The sequence below is a fragment of the Leifsonia sp. NPDC077715 genome (assembly GCF_040686855.1).
GTDB lineage: Bacteria > Actinomycetota > Actinomycetes > Actinomycetales > Microbacteriaceae > Leifsonia.
Genome location: NZ_JBFBOG010000001.1, coordinates 1,232,794 through 1,246,635, shown reverse-complemented (window position 1 = coordinate 1,246,635; position 13,842 = coordinate 1,232,794). Strand labels below are relative to the sequence as shown.

Annotated in this window: 15 protein-coding genes; 7 read left to right on the top strand and 8 right to left on the bottom strand. The window is 72.0% G+C overall.

The features are described from left to right. Window positions 1-88 precede the first annotated feature (88 nt). The 6 genes from AB0P25_RS06120 to AB0P25_RS06095 form a co-directional block, all read right to left on the bottom strand. Window positions 89-490 (bottom strand): hypothetical protein, encoded by a 402-nt coding sequence (locus AB0P25_RS06120; protein ID WP_363806034.1) that lies wholly within the window; start codon window positions 488-490, stop codon window positions 89-91. Next, a complete protein-coding gene (locus tag AB0P25_RS06115) occupies window positions 441-2,081 on the bottom strand; it encodes a cytochrome b N-terminal domain-containing protein (RefSeq protein ID WP_363806033.1) in 1,641 nt (546 codons plus the stop codon). Before AB0P25_RS06115 ends, AB0P25_RS06120 begins: the two co-directional genes overlap by 50 nt. Next, complete coding sequence (locus tag AB0P25_RS06110; protein WP_363806032.1) at window positions 2,081-3,418, bottom strand: NAD(P)/FAD-dependent oxidoreductase; 1,338 nt, start codon at window positions 3,416-3,418, stop codon at window positions 2,081-2,083. The genes AB0P25_RS06115 and AB0P25_RS06110 overlap by 1 nt, the downstream gene beginning before the upstream one ends. Before the next feature lie 69 nt (window positions 3,419-3,487). Continuing rightward, a complete protein-coding gene (locus AB0P25_RS06105) occupies window positions 3,488-4,381 on the bottom strand; it encodes an RNA polymerase sigma-70 factor (RefSeq protein WP_363806030.1) in 894 nt (297 codons plus the stop codon). Between the two features lie 9 nt (window positions 4,382-4,390). Continuing rightward, a complete protein-coding gene (locus AB0P25_RS06100; protein WP_363806029.1) occupies window positions 4,391-5,152 on the bottom strand; it encodes an SDR family oxidoreductase in 762 nt (253 codons plus the stop codon). 37 nt (window positions 5,153-5,189) lie between these two features. Continuing rightward, window positions 5,190-6,602 carry a DHA2 family efflux MFS transporter permease subunit gene (locus tag AB0P25_RS06095; protein ID WP_363806027.1) on the bottom strand — a complete coding sequence of 471 codons (1,413 nt, stop codon included), beginning with the start codon at window positions 6,600-6,602 and terminating at the stop codon, window positions 5,190-5,192. 165 nt (window positions 6,603-6,767) lie between these two features. Here AB0P25_RS06095 and AB0P25_RS06090 point away from each other — a divergent pair, with 165 nt between their 5' ends. The 3 genes from AB0P25_RS06090 (at window position 6,768) to AB0P25_RS06080 (ending at window position 9,249) form a co-directional block, all read left to right on the top strand. Beyond that, window positions 6,768-7,526 carry an SDR family oxidoreductase gene (locus AB0P25_RS06090; RefSeq protein ID WP_363806026.1) on the top strand — a complete coding sequence of 253 codons (759 nt, stop codon included), beginning with the start codon at window positions 6,768-6,770 and terminating at the stop codon, window positions 7,524-7,526. After that, window positions 7,526-7,915, top strand: a complete 390-nt coding sequence (locus AB0P25_RS06085; protein WP_363806024.1) for a hypothetical protein — start codon at window positions 7,526-7,528, stop codon at window positions 7,913-7,915. The genes AB0P25_RS06090 and AB0P25_RS06085 overlap by 1 nt, the downstream gene beginning before the upstream one ends. A 137-nt stretch (window positions 7,916-8,052) precedes the next feature. After that, a complete protein-coding gene (locus AB0P25_RS06080; RefSeq protein WP_363806023.1) occupies window positions 8,053-9,249 on the top strand; it encodes a trypsin-like peptidase domain-containing protein in 1,197 nt (398 codons plus the stop codon). 15 nt (window positions 9,250-9,264) lie between these two features. On the opposite strand, the gene AB0P25_RS06075 is transcribed toward AB0P25_RS06080, so the two are convergent. Next, a complete protein-coding gene (locus tag AB0P25_RS06075; RefSeq protein ID WP_363806022.1) occupies window positions 9,265-9,801 on the bottom strand; it encodes an MOSC domain-containing protein in 537 nt (178 codons plus the stop codon). Between the two features lie 36 nt (window positions 9,802-9,837). Between AB0P25_RS06075 and AB0P25_RS06070 the strand changes: the two genes are divergently transcribed. Together AB0P25_RS06070 and AB0P25_RS06065 are read left to right on the top strand one after the other, a co-directional pair. Then, window positions 9,838-11,073 (top strand): FAD-dependent oxidoreductase, encoded by a 1,236-nt coding sequence (locus AB0P25_RS06070; protein WP_363806021.1) that lies wholly within the window; start codon window positions 9,838-9,840, stop codon window positions 11,071-11,073. 9 nt (window positions 11,074-11,082) lie between these two features. Beyond that, on the top strand, window positions 11,083-11,397 hold the full coding sequence (locus tag AB0P25_RS06065; protein WP_363806020.1) for a hypothetical protein: 315 nt from the start codon (window positions 11,083-11,085) through the stop codon (window positions 11,395-11,397). Here the strand turns inward: AB0P25_RS06065 and AB0P25_RS06060 are convergent. Beyond that, a complete protein-coding gene (locus AB0P25_RS06060; protein ID WP_363806018.1) occupies window positions 11,378-11,965 on the bottom strand; it encodes a TetR/AcrR family transcriptional regulator in 588 nt (195 codons plus the stop codon). The two genes, AB0P25_RS06065 and AB0P25_RS06060, sit on opposite strands and share 20 nt — an antisense overlap. A 120-nt stretch (window positions 11,966-12,085) precedes the next feature. Here AB0P25_RS06060 and AB0P25_RS06055 point away from each other — a divergent pair, with 120 nt between their 5' ends. Together AB0P25_RS06055 and AB0P25_RS06050 are read left to right on the top strand one after the other, a co-directional pair. Beyond that, window positions 12,086-13,105 carry an aldo/keto reductase gene (locus tag AB0P25_RS06055; RefSeq protein ID WP_363806017.1) on the top strand — a complete coding sequence of 340 codons (1,020 nt, stop codon included), beginning with the start codon at window positions 12,086-12,088 and terminating at the stop codon, window positions 13,103-13,105. A 31-nt stretch (window positions 13,106-13,136) separates the two neighbouring features. Further along, window positions 13,137-13,841, top strand: a complete 705-nt coding sequence (locus AB0P25_RS06050; protein WP_363806015.1) for a YafY family protein — start codon at window positions 13,137-13,139, stop codon at window positions 13,839-13,841. The last annotated feature ends 1 nt before the right edge of the window (window position 13,842 follow it).

Sequence of the window (13,842 nt, the reverse complement as noted above, 5' to 3'; positions counted from 1 at the left end):
GGATCGTGGGGCGCCGACCTGGCGCTACAGCGATGACCGCACAGCGGGGTGATTCGTGACAAGGCTTGCCGTCGTGGTCCGATCCCGGCTAGGACCAGTGCTCGAGCTTCGTCGGGTTCGTGACGACCCAGATGTGCTCGATCCCGTCGATGGCGCCGTCGAACGCGAGGACGGCCACGGGCCGCCCGCCCCGGGTGGCGAGCAACCCCGGGCGTCCATTGACCGAGCGGACGTCGAAGCGCAGGCCACGCGGGGCACCCAGCGCGACGCGGAGCAGCGTCAGCGCGGCCGTCGTGCCGATCGCCGGGCCCTGAGCGGCACCGGCTACCCCGCCGGTGTCGACGACGACGCACACGTCCGAGGCGAGCAGCCTCGCGAGCGCGATCGGGTCGTCCGCTTTGTAGGCGTCGCTGACGGCGACCGCCCGCTCCGCCCCCGCGTCACGCCGCGCCCGCCTGCCGCGACGGCTCGCCGCGCTCGATCGCCTCATCCGTTCGTCCTCCACCGGGGTCGCCGTCGTCCACGGGTTGCAGCCTGTCCTCGAAGAAGGCCCGCGCGAGGGCCGCGCGCACCCGATCACCGAGCCGGAGCCGCCCGTCCTCAGCCGGATGCGCCGGTTCCGCCCGAATGGCGGCCGGGCCTGCCAGGCGGTAACGCTCCGCTGCATCCACCCGGGCGTGCACCTCGACGTACTCGCCGCCGGGCAGCCGGACGATCCGCCCGGTCTCGTAGCCGTGCAGCAGGATGTCGCGGTCGCGCTTCTGCAGCGCCAGGCAGATGCGCCGGGTCAGCAAGAAGGCGATGATCGGGCCCGCGACCACGATCCCCTGGTACAGGGCGACGACCGACTCGACCGTGACGTGGAAGTGCGTGGCCACCACGTCCGCGCTCCCGGCTCCCCACAGGGCACCGTAGAAGACGAGCGCGCCGACACCAAGGCCGGTGCGGGTCGGCTCGTTGCGCGGCCGGTCCAGGATGCGGTGCTCGCGGTGGTCGCCGGTCACCCACTCCTCGACGAACGGGTAGATGGCCACCGCGAGGAGGAACAGCCCGACGACGGCGAGCGGGACCAGGACGGCGAGCGTCCAGGTGCGCCCCAGCCACTCCACCTCCCAACCGGGCGGGACGAGGCGCAGGGCCCCGTCGAGGAACCCCGTGTACCAGTCCGGCTGGCTGCCCGCGGAGGCGTCACCGGGCGACGACGGCCCGTACAGCCAGACCGGGCTGATGGTCACGGTCGCGGCGACCAGCAGCAGACCGCCGATGACGATGGCGAACAAGCCGCCCACCCGCACGGCCACGTTCGGCCACACCGGCAGCCCGACCACGCGATCCTCCGTGCGGCCCGGCCCGGCGAACTGCACCGGCCCGCTCACGTACGCGCTGCGCGCCCGCGCGGCGATCAGCACCACAAGCAGCGCCGGGACGACGGCCACGTGGATCGGGTACAGGTTCTCGATGATCCGCCCCGGGAACTCGCCGCCGAACAGCAGCGCCGACAGCCAGGTGCCGACGACGGGGATGCCGAGCACGATCCCCTCGACGATCCGCAGGCCGGTGCCGGACAGCATGTCGTCGGGCAGGGCATAGCCGCTCCAGCCGCCCGCGAGCGCCGTGATCAGCAGCCCGAACAGCAGCAGCCAGGAGACCCGCCGCGGCCGCCGGAACGCACCGGTGAAGAACGTCACGGCGAGCTGCAGGATGAGGGCGGCCGGAAGCAGCAGCGCCGCCCAGTGGTGCGCCTGCCGTACCAGCAGGCCGCCCGGCAGCTCGAACGAGATCGCGAGCGTCGACCGCAGCGCCTTCGACATCTCCGCGCCCGCCAGGGGCAGGTACGGCCCGTCGTAGGTCACCCGCTCGCTCGACGGCGCGTACGCGAACATCAGGATGAACCCGGTCACGAACAGCACCACCACGCAGGCGATGGCGACCACGCCGAAGAGGTTGGTCCAGTGGAGCGGCGCTCGCCGCATCCTGAGCTCGTCGCGGAGCGCGGCGGTGCGGCGGCCGGCCGAGGTTCGCGACACGAGCCGGGACAGGTGCGCGGTGACGGATGGTCGGACCCTGCGATCGACGGGCATCAGAGGCTCCCCGCGAGCTCGCGGTCGGTCGGGTCTCCGCCGGCGAACGCGCGGCGTGGATGCTGCACCGACAGCAGGGAGACGATGTCGCGGCCGAACACCACGGCGCTCGCCCAGACCAGCAGCACGCGCACCTTGCGCTCCCAGGTCGGGATGGCGAGCACGTGGTAGCCGCGGTGCATCACCCACGCGAGGAATCCGGTGATGACGATGCCGCGCCACTGGAAGATCCCCGTGCCGAGGCCCAGCGTCGCGACGACCCCGAGGCTGTGGTGCACGTAGTCCTTCGGCTGCTCGCCGCGCAGCGTCGCGACGATGTTCTTCGCGAGGCGCTTCGCCTGCCGCACCGCGTGCTGTGCGTTGGGGACCGTGATCGCGCCCTCGATGGGCGAGGCGAGGTCCGGCACGGCGGCGTCGTCGCCCGCGGCCCACGCGTCCGGGACGACCCCGTCGGGCGTCGCGACGCGCAGGTCGGCGCGCACAGTGACCGAGCCCCGTGCCGTCACCGGCAGGTCGGTGTTGTTCGCGACCACCGGGTTCGCGCCGTTGCCGGCCGTCCAGACGATCGTGTGCGCGTCGAACTCCTCGCCGGTCGACAGCACCAGATGGCCGCCATCGGCCGACACCAGCTGCGCACCGAGGTGGATGCGCGCCCCGCGCTGTTCCAGCGACCGAACCACCCAGCGTCCCGGCCCGTCGGTCACCTCGGGCAGGATGCGGTCGCGCGCCTCGACCAGGTGGAACGACAAGTCGGAGAACCGCAGCTCGGGATACGACTTCAGCAATTCGGTCGCGAGCGACAGCGTCTCGCCGAAGCCCTCGACGCCCGAGAAGCCGCCGCCGACGAACGCGACGGTGAGCAGCCGCGACCGCTCGGGTCCCGGAGGCAGTACGGCCGCCCGGTCGAACGCATCGAGCAGCCGGTCCCGGATGGCGACCGCCTCCTCCACGTGCTTCATCCCGATCGCGTTCTCGACGACGCCCGGGATGGGGAAGGTGCGGGTCACCGCGCCGGCCGTGACCACGAGGATGTCGTAGCCCAGCTCGAACGGCTCGCCGTCGACCGGCTGCACCGACACCGTCCTGGATGCGTGGGCGATGCGCGTGACCGCGGCGTGGATGAGTCGCGCGCGCTTGAGGTGGCTGCGCAGCGGGATGGCCGCATGCCGCGCCTCGATCGACCCGGCCGCGACCTCCGGCAGGAACGGCTGGTACGTCATGTACGGCCGAGGGTCGATCACCACGATCTCGGCCTCGTCACGCCGGAGCTTCTTCTCCAGCTTCCATGCGGTGTAGAAACCGGCGTATCCGCCGCCGACCACCAGGATCCGGCGCATCACAGCCTCCCTGTCTCAGCTCGATTCCTTCATGAGCTAAGACAAGACAGCGTCCCGATCTGTGACAGGTCACGCGGGGACGGGCAGGCGCTCGAGCTTCTCGGGGTTGAGCACCCACTGCAGCCGGCGGATGCCGTCGGTCGTCACGTCGAGCGTGATGAAGGCGACCACGGCGCCGTCGCGCACCAGCACCGCCGCAGGTCCGCCGTTCGCTTCGACGAGGTGGACGGTCCCGTCCCAGAACCGGGTGTGGAAGGCGTGCACGTACTTGGCGACCGTCTCGCGGGTGAAGACGGGGATGCGGGACGCGCGTGCCAGCCCGCCGCCATCGGAGTAGCTGACGATGTCGGCGGTGAAGATGCGCTCCAGCTCCGCGATGTCGCCGGATTGCGCCGCCTCGAGGAACGCCTCCAGCATTCGGCGCTGCTCCTGCAGACCAGCTTCGCGGACGTGCCGCTGCTCGGCGAGGTGCTTGCGGGCCCGGCTGACGAGTTGCCGCGCTGACGCTTCGGAGCCCTGGATGATGTCCGCGATCTGCGCGTACGGGTAGTCGAACGCCTCCCTCAGCACGTACGCCGCGCGCTCGGTCGGCGACAGCGACTCGAGCAGGACGAGCACCGCGAACTCCAGTGCCTCGCCCCGCTCGGCGCCCAGCAGCGGATCGGCGCTCGTATCGACCGGCTCCGGCAGCCACGGGCCGATGTAGGTCTCGCGGCGTACGCGCGCCGACTGCGCCTGGTTGATCGCGAGCCGCGTGGCCGTGGTCGCCAGGAAGGCGGCGGGCTCGCGAACGGCCGACCGGTCGGTGCCCTGCCAGCGCTCCCAGGTGTCCTGGACGATGTCCTCGGCGTCGGCCACGGTGCCGAGCATCCGGTAGGCGATTCCGAACAGGCGCGACCGGACCGCCGCGAACGTCTCCGCTGCGGCGGTCAGGTCGTCTGTCTGCGCTGTCTCCCCGGGCATGGCCGAATGCTAGCGAGCACCCTCCAGCCAGCGGGAGTACGTCGTGCTCCCGAAGCGCTGGTCGGTCACGCGGGGGTCGTTGCCGGGCACGAGGGAGCGGTCGTCGACAGTGCCGCCGAAGTATCCGGCTGCGGGGTCGGTGACGACCGTGCGGTGATCGCCGTGGGCGGCGAGCAGGCGGCGGGCGAGGTCGTCGAGGCGAAGCTGCTCCGGTCCGGCCAGCTCGATGACGCTATCGACGGGTTCGGCGAGGGCGGCCTCGGCCAGCGCGGTCGAGACGTCCGCCGCGGCGATCGGCTGCATCAGCGCGTCCGACAGCACGGCCGTGTCGCCCTGCGTGGCGCCGTCGGCCAGTGCCCCGATGAACTCGAAGAACTGCGTGGCGCGCACGATGGTGAACGGGATGCCGCTCTCACGCACGATCCGCTCCTGCGCGACCTTCGCCCGCATGTACCCGATGTCGGGCAGCCGGTCGGCGCCGACGATCGAGAGGACGACATGGTGGCGCACGCCCGCGGCCTTCTCGGCTGCGACCAGGTTTCCGGTCGAGCGCTCGAAGAACTCCAGCACGGGTCCGTCCTCGAACGACGGCGCGTTCGGGGTGTCCACCACTACGTCGGCGCCGTGCAGCGCCTCCGCGAGGCCGGCGCCGGTGACCGTGTCCACGCCGGTGGAGGGGGAGGCGGCGACAGCGTCGTGCCCCCGCTCGCGCAGCAGTTCCACGACGCGGCGGCCGACCAGGCCGGTGCCTCCGACGACGACGATCCTCATCAGGTTCTCCGTTCCGGCCCGCGGTCCCTCCGCGGGCTCACCCGCTATGACCGGACAGCGTGTGGCTTTGTGACAACGTCGTCGTAGTGTCGCCTGCCTCGGGGTTCCGGATGCCGATCCCGGACACGATCCCTCCCGCGATCAGCGCGACCGCGGCCGCCCCGGCGAGCTCGTGGAACCCGGTCGCCGCCGACATCGCGCCGCCGGCCGATCCGGCCAGCGCGACGGCGACGAGCCCCGCGACCCGCGACACGGCGTTGTTGACCGCCGACGCGATCCCGGCTCGCGCGGAGTCGACGGCGCCCAGGATCGTGGCGGTGAGCGGCGCCACCGTGATCGACATCCCGAGGCCGAACACGGCGACCGCGGGCAGCACCTCGGTGACGTAGTCGGCCTGGTCGCCGATCCGCAGCATGAGCAGGAACCCGGCCGCCGCGACGAGCGGACCCACCGTCATGAGAAGTCGGGGCCCGACCCTCCCGCCGAGCCGCCCGAAGAACGCGGAGAGCGCGATCAGCAGGACGCTCGACGGCACCATCGCGAACCCGGCGAGCGTCGCCGAATAGCCGGCGCCCTGCTGGAGGAACAGCGCGAGCGCGAAGGTACCGACGGCCACGCCGCCGTAGATGAACGCGGTGGCGACGTTGCCGACCGAGAAGTCGCGTGCGCGGAAGATGCCGAGCGGCAGCATCGGCTGCGCGGTCCGCCGCTCCCAGACGACGAAGGCAGCCAGGGCGAGCCCGCCGACGGCGAGCGCTCCGACGATGACGGGAGAATCCCATCCGAACCGCGGATGCTCGATCAGGGCGAAGACCGGCAGCCCCAGCCCGACGACACCGAGCGCGGCACCGAACCAGTCGATGCGTGCCCCGGCCGCACGCACGGGGTCGGCGGGCAGCCCGCGGAGCAGCAGCAGCGCGACCGCGATGGGCAGCAGGTTGATGCCGAACACCCACCGCCAGGAGAGCGTGTCGACCAGCACACCCCCGACTACCGGGCCGGCGATGCTCGCGAGCGACGTGATCGCGGTCCAGGTGCCGATGGCCCGGCTCTGCGCCGAGCCCGTGAAGCCGCTCAGGATGAGCGCGAGCGAGCTCGGCACGAGCAGCGCCCCGGCGACGCCCTGCGCCCCGCGCGCGACGATCAGCACACCCGCGGTCGGCGCCAGCGCACAGAGCGCGGACGCGACGGCGAACCCGACCAGCCCCCAGAACAGCACCCGGCGGCGCCCGAACAGGTCGGACAGCGACCCGGCGAGCAGGATCACCGAACCCAGGGTGAGCAGGTACGCATCCACCACCCACTGCTGTGCGGCCAGTCCGCCGCCGAGGTCTCGGCCGATCGCCGGCAGCGCGACGTTGACGACGCTGCCGTCGAGGAAGGCGATGAAGGTGGCGAGCACTGCCACCGCCAAGACCGTGCGCTGAGGCGCGGTGATCCAGCGAGCCATGGGTTGCCTCTCGGTGGGGGTTACGAGGCCGGGGTGTCCCGGCGCAGACTCAGACCGGACGGCGGCGCGGTCTGTGACACGGGTGTCACATCCGCGGGCCGTGCCCTGTCCTAGCTCGTGGACGGCCGATCGGGCCGACCTCACCAGAGCCAAGGAGACAGGGACATGAAGATCGTCGTCATCGGCGGAACCGGACTGATCGGATCCAAGGTGGTCGCGAAGCTGACCGCCCACGGACACGAGGCGCTCGCCGCCTCGCCGAACTCGGGCGTGAACACGCTCACGGGGGAGGGAGTGGATGCGGCGCTCGCCGGCGCGGACGTCGTCGTCGACGTGTCCAACTCCCCGTCTTTCGAGGAGAAGGCCGTGATGGACTTCTTCGTCACCTCCACCAACACGCTGCTCACCGCCGAGCGGAAGGCGGGCATTCGTCACCACGTCGCCCTCTCGGTGGTCGGCACCGAGCGGATGACGGACAGCGGCTACATGAGGGCGAAGGTCGCGCAGGAGCAGCTGATCCGGGAGTCCGGCATCCCGTTCTCGCTGGTGCACGCGACCCAGTTCTTCGAGTTCGTGAAGTCCATCGCCGATGCCGGGACCGACGGCGACATCGTGCGGCTCGCGCCCGTGTCCATCAAGCCGATCGCCGCGGAGGACGTCGCGACCGCCGTCGCGCGCACGGCCGCGCACGACCCGCTGGACGGCGTGCTCGAGGTGAGCGGACCGGAGGAGTTCCTGCTCACCGAGCTCATCGAGCGCGGCCTCGCAGAGCGGGGTGACGAGCGCCGGGTCGTCGCAGACCACGACGCGCGCTACTTCGGCGCACACCTGACCGACCGCGAGCTGCTGCCGGGGCCGGACGCGGAGGTGTTCCCGACCACATTCGAGCAGTGGCTGGACGCCCAGGCGGCGGTCACGCACTGATGTCCGACACCCGCTGGCTGCCGCAGCTGCGGTCCGGGCGCCGCGCCGTCGCCGCGCTGCGCACCGCCGCGTCGGCCCGCGACCTGCGCCGAGTGCGCGCGCTGCTCGCCCCGGACGTCTCGGTGGTCGTCGACTCCGGCGAGCCCGAGCACGCGAAGGTGCGCGTGGTGCGCGGAGTGGAGGACGCATCCCTCCTCCTCGCGCACGGTCTCGGCGCGCAGCAGGGCCTCGAGGTGGCCGAGCGGCCGGTGAACGGCAGCCCCGGCCTGCTCCTCTCCCGCGACGGCCGCCGCACCGCGTCCATCGCCGTCGACCTGGTCGGGGGCCTGGTCAGCGTGGTGTGGGTGCGGCTCGACCCGGTGCCGCTGCGCCGAGGCAACGTCGTGTGAGCGAACCGCTCCAAGCAATCGCTCGGAATCCTCATAGGAATCTCTGGCCTTCTCACGGCTGAGGCATAAGCCCTGCCTGCCTGCCTCCGACCCGCCCGCGGTGTGCTGTCCTCATCCACCCCAGCGAGAGGACCACCATGAACGCCACCACGAACCGCCGCCGCCTCCGCATCGGCCTGTCCGCAGCCGTCGCGGCGACGGTCGTCGCCGGGTCGGCCTTCGGGGTGGCGGTGTCCGCCTCCGCCGCCGGCACCTCGGCCGTCGCGTCGGCGAGCGCGTCTCCTGACATCCACACCGCGTTGGGCCGTGGAGGATACGGGTCCGGCTACGGGTCCGGCGGGTCGTCCTCCGGCTCCACCGCGACGAGCACCCTCGGCTCCGCCACCGCCGCGCAGGAGATCGGCGTCGTGGACATCACCTCCCAGCTGACCTACGACCAGGCGGAGAGCGCGGGCACCGGCATCGTGCTCACGTCCAGCGGCGAGATCCTGACGAACAACCACGTCGTGGAGGGTGCGACCAGCATCAGCGTCACCGTCGTCTCCACCGGCGCGGTCTACACGGCGAGCGTCGTCGGCACCGACGCGACGGACGACGTCGCGGTCCTGCAGCTGACCGGTGCGTCCGGCCTCCAGACCGCGCACCTCGACACCGCGGGCGACACCGCGGTCGGCGAGGCGGTGACCGGCGTCGGCAACGCGGGCGGAACCGGCGGCACGCCCTCGGCCTCGCCGGGGACGGTGACGGCACTGGAGCAGACCATCACTACGCAGGCCGAGCAGACGGCGGCGTCCGAGACGCTGCACGGACTCATCCAGACCGACGCCGACATCCAGGCCGGCGACTCCGGCGGCCCGCTCTTCGATGCCCAGGACGAGGTGATCGGCATCGACACTGCCGCCGCATCGGGCGGCGCGACGACCGCGGGCTACGCCATCCCCATCGAGGATGCGCTCGCCATCGCCGCGCAGATCGAGTCCGGCCAGGCGTCGGCGACGGTGACCATCGGGTACCCGGCGTTCCTCGGGATCGAGGTCGCGTCCGCGGCCGACGAGTCCGCTGCGGGATACGGTTACGCGTACGGCGCGACGGGCACGGCCACCGCGGGTGCGGCCGTCTCCGGCGTCATCGACGGCCGCCCGGCGGCCGCGGCCGGTCTGACGGCGGGCGACACGATCACCGCCCTCGGCGGAACGACGATCGGCTCCGCACAGGACCTCACCAGCGCCCTCGGTGCGCTGAAGCCAGGCCAGACGGTCAGCGTCTCGTGGACGGACGCCGAAGGATCCGCGCACACGGCCGACGTCACGCTCGCCCAGGGGCCCGTCGCCTGACCCGAGCCCAGGAGGTCAGACCGGCGCCAGTGCCTCGAACGGCTCCTCCGGGAGCGTCACCTCGATCGCATCGCCCGGCTTCACGACCCCGCCGGCCAGAACCACGGCCATGACCCCGGCCTTCCGGACGACCTCCCCGGCGGCGTCGGTGCCGACGACCTCCTTCAGCAGCCCCGGCCGGAAGCGGTCGATCTGCACGCACGGATTCCGCAGTCCGGTCAGCTCGATGACCGCGTCCGCGCCGAGACGCAACCGCGTGCCGCGCGGCAGGTCGAGGAGGGCGAGACCCGCGGTGGTGACGTTCTCGCCGAGCTGCCCCGGCTGCACATCGGCCGTCACCTCGTCGAACAGCTCCGAGTGGATGAGGTGGACCTGCCGCAGGTTCGGCTGCGTCGGGTCCCGCCGAACGCGGGACAGGTGCTGGACGGTCTCGCCGAAATGCGCGTCCCCCTCCACCCCGAGCCCGGCGACGAGCGTGATCTCGTCCTCCGCGCTCTTGGAGAACCGGTGCTCCCCGTCTCGGCTGACCCCGGTCACACGCGCGCTCGTCATGGCACCATTCTGGTCATAAGGCCTGCGGAGGTGGATGTGACCACGACGATCGAACGCGACTGCGTCATCGCGGGTGGCGGCCCGGCGGGGATGGTGCTGGGATACCTGCTGGCCCGCACCGGTCTGCGCGTGACCGTGCTCGAGAAGCATGCCGACTTCTTCCGCGACTTCCGTGGCGACACCATCCATCCGGCCACCATCGGCCTTCTCGGCGAACTGGGGCTGCGTGAGCGCTTCCTACGGCTGCCGGTCAACCGCATCCCGAGCCTGGATGCGGTCGTCGACGGGCAGCGCCTGACCCTGGTGGATTTCCGCACGCTGCCGAAGCCGAACGACTTCCTCGTTCTCGCGCCCCAGTGGGACTTCTTGAACTTCCTCGCCGACGAGGCCGCGGCGTTCCCGGGTTTCGACCTGCGCATGAGCACCGAGGCGATCGGCCTGATCGTCGAAGGAGGTGCGGTCCGCGGCCTGCGGGCGACCGGGCCCGAGGGCGAGCTCGCGTTCCGGGCGACGCTGACCGTCGCCGCCGACGGACGCAGCTCGGTGCTGCGGGATGCCGCGGGCTTCGTGCCGGACGAATCCGGGTCGCCGATCGACGTGCTCTGGTTCGACCTGCCGACGCCGGCCGACCCGCCCCCGCCGACCCTGGCCTACCTCTCGTCCGAGGGCATGGTGCTGACCATCGACCGCGGGACGAACTACCAGTCGGGCATGGTGATCCGGAAGGGCGGGTACGACGAACTGCGCTCGGCAGGGCTCGCCGACCTGCGCGCGCGGATCGTCGGCGCCGCGCCGCTCCTGCGGCCGGTCGTGGGCACTCTCACCGACTGGGACCAGGTCAAGCTGCTGTCGGTGCACATCAACCGCCTCCCGCGCTGGTGGCGTCCGGGCTTCATCGCGATCGGGGATGCGGCGCACGCCATGTCGCCGATGTTCGGCGTCGGCGTGAACTACGCGATCCAGGATGCCGTCGCCCTCGCCAACGCGGTCAGCGGCGACCTGCGCTTCGGCTTCGCGCCGTCCGAGACGCTGGCCGCGGTGCAGAAGCGGCGCGAGAAGCCCGTCGCGACGATGCAGCGGCTGCAACGGATCGGCCAGAACGCGATCGCGAAGCAGCGGCGAGGGCACCGGATCGCTCCGCGCTGGGCGCTGCGGATGCTGCGGGTGCTGTCGCCGCTCATCCGGCCGCTCGCCGCGCGGTTCATCGGCCTGGGCCTGGGCCGTGAGCACGTCGACGCGGGACTCTGGCGGCGAGAGGACCGCGCCCGCTAGGGTCTCCCCATGCGTGAGCCTGGGGATGCGGACCGACGTCGACGACCGTACCTTGCGTGGCTGGTCGTGCTCGGCTCGCTGGCGGTCATCGCGGGCGTCGCGTGGATCCAGGCTGCGAATACCGCGGCCGAGCAGTACGCCCAACGCCCGCAGCCCATGCCAACCCTGCCGGTCCACGTGTATGCGCAGTACACGCAGCACGCGATCGTGGCGGACTACTCGGGTCTGTGGATGGGCTTCACGGTGGTCGGTGTCGGGGTGCTGATCCTCGTGGCGGGCGTCGTCGGCGCCGTGAGGGACGGGCTCAGCGAGCGGACGGCGTGATCAGCCCGTCCAGCAGGATCCCGATCATCCGGCCTGCCCGGCCGTCGGCCTCGCCGGCGTGGTCGTCGGCGAGGCGGCTCAAGGCGTGGATGAGGTCTTCGGCCTTGACGTCGGGACGGATGGAGCCGTCCGCGGCGCCTGCGTCGAGGATCCGCTGCACTTTCGGGGCGAGCACGCCGAGGAACTGCCCGGGCAACGGCGCGTAGGCCGGGTCGCCGGAGTGCAGCGCGCTGGCGAAGCCGCGCTTGGTCGCCACGAAGCGTCCCAGGCTCTCGGCCCAACGGCGCAGCGCCTCCGCCGGCGGGTACTCGGTGCCGAGTCGTTCCGCCTCGGCGGCCGTGGCATCCAGCTCTCGGCGGAAGACCGCGATGATGAGGTCCGAACGCTGGGGGTAGTTACGGTAGATCGTTCCGACCCCCACGCCGGCGCGGGCGCCGATCTCGCGCATGGGGGCGTCGACGCCGAGCTCGGCGAACGCCGATTTCGCGGCCTCGAGGACTGCTTCGGTGTTGCGCTGGGCGTCCGCCCGCTTGCGCCGGGGGGCGGAGGTGGCCTGTTCGGCGCTCATGTCTTTCCTCCCACAGCGAAGTCCGTGACAAACGGAACAATGTTCCGTATAGTTGCGGACGAGTGTTCCGCTTAGTCGAGCCTACCGTGTCCGAAGCGTGAGCACCGAATGGAGAACGACATGAAGTACCGCCCGCTCGGCCGCACCGGCATCCACGTCTCGCCCTTCGCGCTCGGCGCGATGATGTTCAGCTCGTTCGGCAACAGCGACCAGGACGAGGTCGACAGGATGATGGGCCGCGCCCTCGACGCCGGCATCAACCTGGTCGACACCGCCGACGCCTACGGCGACTCCGAGGAGATGGTGGGCCGCGCCCTCAAGGGACGGCGCGACGACGTCGTCCTGGCGTCGAAGTTCGCGCGTCCCATCGGAGAGGACCCGAACCACCGCGGCGGGTCGCGCCGCTGGATCATGACCGCCGTCGAGAACTCGCTGCGCCGCCTGCAGACCGACCACCTCGACCTGTACCAGATGCACCGCCCCGACCCCGCGACCGACATCGAGGAGACTCTGTCGGCCCTGACGGACCTCGTGCGCAGCGGGAAGGTCCGCGCGATCGGGTCGTCCGACATGCCCGCCTCGGAGATCGTGGAGGCGCAGTGGGTCGCCGAGCGTCGCGGATTGGAGCGGTTCCGCGTCGAGCAGCCGCACTACTCGCTCCTCGACCGCGGCATCGAGCGCGAGGTGCTGCCGATGGCGCAGAAGTACGGCATGGGCACCGTGATCTGGAGCCCGCTGGCGAGCGGGATGCTGACGGGCCGTGTCCGCCGCGGCCAGGAGAGCGACCTCCGCCGCACGCAGCTGTTCGCCGCCCTGCGCGACGAGCGCCGCATCGACGCTGTGGAGCGGTTCATCCCGCTCGCCGAGGAGGCCGGCATCCCGCTCACGCACCTCGCGCTCGCCTTCGTGATCGCGCACCCCGGCGTGACCGCCGCACTGATCGGCCCGCGCACCCCGGAGCAGCTGGACGACCTCCTCGCCGCCGCCGACGTCGAGCTCACCGACGACCTCCTCGACCGCATCGACGAGATCGTCCCGCCCGGAACCGGCGTCGGCCGGATGGACCAGGAGTACAACACGCCCCCGATCGTGGATGCGGCACTGCGCCGCCGCGCGATTCCGGAGCGGTCGGCGGCGTGACGGCGTCGGCGGTCGTGGACATGATGGAGACGTGAACCGGACGGATCGCCTGTACGCCCTCGTCGAGGAGCTGCGCGGCGTCGCGCCCCGGCCCCGCAGCGCGCGCTGGCTCGCCGAACGGTTCGCCGTGTCCACCCGGACCATCGAGCGCGACCTCACGGCCCTGCAGGAGGCGGGCGTGCCGATCTGGGCGGAGAACGGCCGCACCGGCGGGTACACCCTCGACGCCTCGGCCACGCTGCCTCCCGCGAGCTTCACCGCCGACGAGGCCCTGGCGCTGCTGATCGGCCTGGGGCGCCTGCGGCGCGGCCCGTTCGAGTCGGCCGCGACGACCGCCATGCGGAAGATCCTGGCCGTCATGCCCGACGAGGAGGCGCGGCGCGCGACCGTCGCGGCCTCCCGCGTCCACCTGCTCGAGCCCGACGAGGAGCGGCCGCCGGTCGTCCCGGGGCTGGCCGCGTCCCTCCGCTCGGACCGCGTCATCCGGCTCGCCTACCGCGACCGCGCAGGCGACGCGAGCACACGCGACGTCGAACCGCTCGGCTCGATCGTGAAGGGCGACACCTGGTACCTCATCGGCTGGTGCCGCCTGCGCGACGGCGTCCGCGCGTTCCGCGGCGACCGCATCGTCTCCCTCGAACTGACGGACGAGCGGCCGCCGCGACGCGTGCTCCGCCGCGAGGACCTGGATATCCCGTTCGGCACCCTGCGCCCGGTCGTCGACGAGCTGCGCTGAC

Coding starts and splice junctions, on each gene's coding strand:
- AB0P25_RS06120 (WP_363806034.1), bottom strand. CDS start 490: ATGAGGCGATCGAGCGCGGCGAGCCGTCGCGGCAGGCGGGCGCGGCGT.
- AB0P25_RS06115 (WP_363806033.1), bottom strand. CDS start 2,081: ATGCCCGTCGATCGCAGGGTCCGACCATCCGTCACCGCGCACCTGTCC.
- AB0P25_RS06110 (WP_363806032.1), bottom strand. CDS start 3,418: ATGCGCCGGATCCTGGTGGTCGGCGGCGGATACGCCGGTTTCTACACC.
- AB0P25_RS06105 (WP_363806030.1), bottom strand. CDS start 4,381: ATGCCCGGGGAGACAGCGCAGACAGACGACCTGACCGCCGCAGCGGAG.
- AB0P25_RS06100 (WP_363806029.1), bottom strand. CDS start 5,152: ATGAGGATCGTCGTCGTCGGAGGCACCGGCCTGGTCGGCCGCCGCGTC.
- AB0P25_RS06095 (WP_363806027.1), bottom strand. CDS start 6,602: ATGGCTCGCTGGATCACCGCGCCTCAGCGCACGGTCTTGGCGGTGGCA.
- AB0P25_RS06090 (WP_363806026.1), top strand. CDS start 6,768: ATGAAGATCGTCGTCATCGGCGGAACCGGACTGATCGGATCCAAGGTG.
- AB0P25_RS06085 (WP_363806024.1), top strand. CDS start 7,526: ATGTCCGACACCCGCTGGCTGCCGCAGCTGCGGTCCGGGCGCCGCGCC.
- AB0P25_RS06080 (WP_363806023.1), top strand. CDS start 8,053: ATGAACGCCACCACGAACCGCCGCCGCCTCCGCATCGGCCTGTCCGCA.
- AB0P25_RS06075 (WP_363806022.1), bottom strand. CDS start 9,801: ATGACGAGCGCGCGTGTGACCGGGGTCAGCCGAGACGGGGAGCACCGG.
- AB0P25_RS06065 (WP_363806020.1), top strand. CDS start 11,083: ATGCGTGAGCCTGGGGATGCGGACCGACGTCGACGACCGTACCTTGCG.
- AB0P25_RS06060 (WP_363806018.1), bottom strand. CDS start 11,965: ATGAGCGCCGAACAGGCCACCTCCGCCCCCCGGCGCAAGCGGGCGGAC.
- AB0P25_RS06055 (WP_363806017.1), top strand. CDS start 12,086: ATGAAGTACCGCCCGCTCGGCCGCACCGGCATCCACGTCTCGCCCTTC.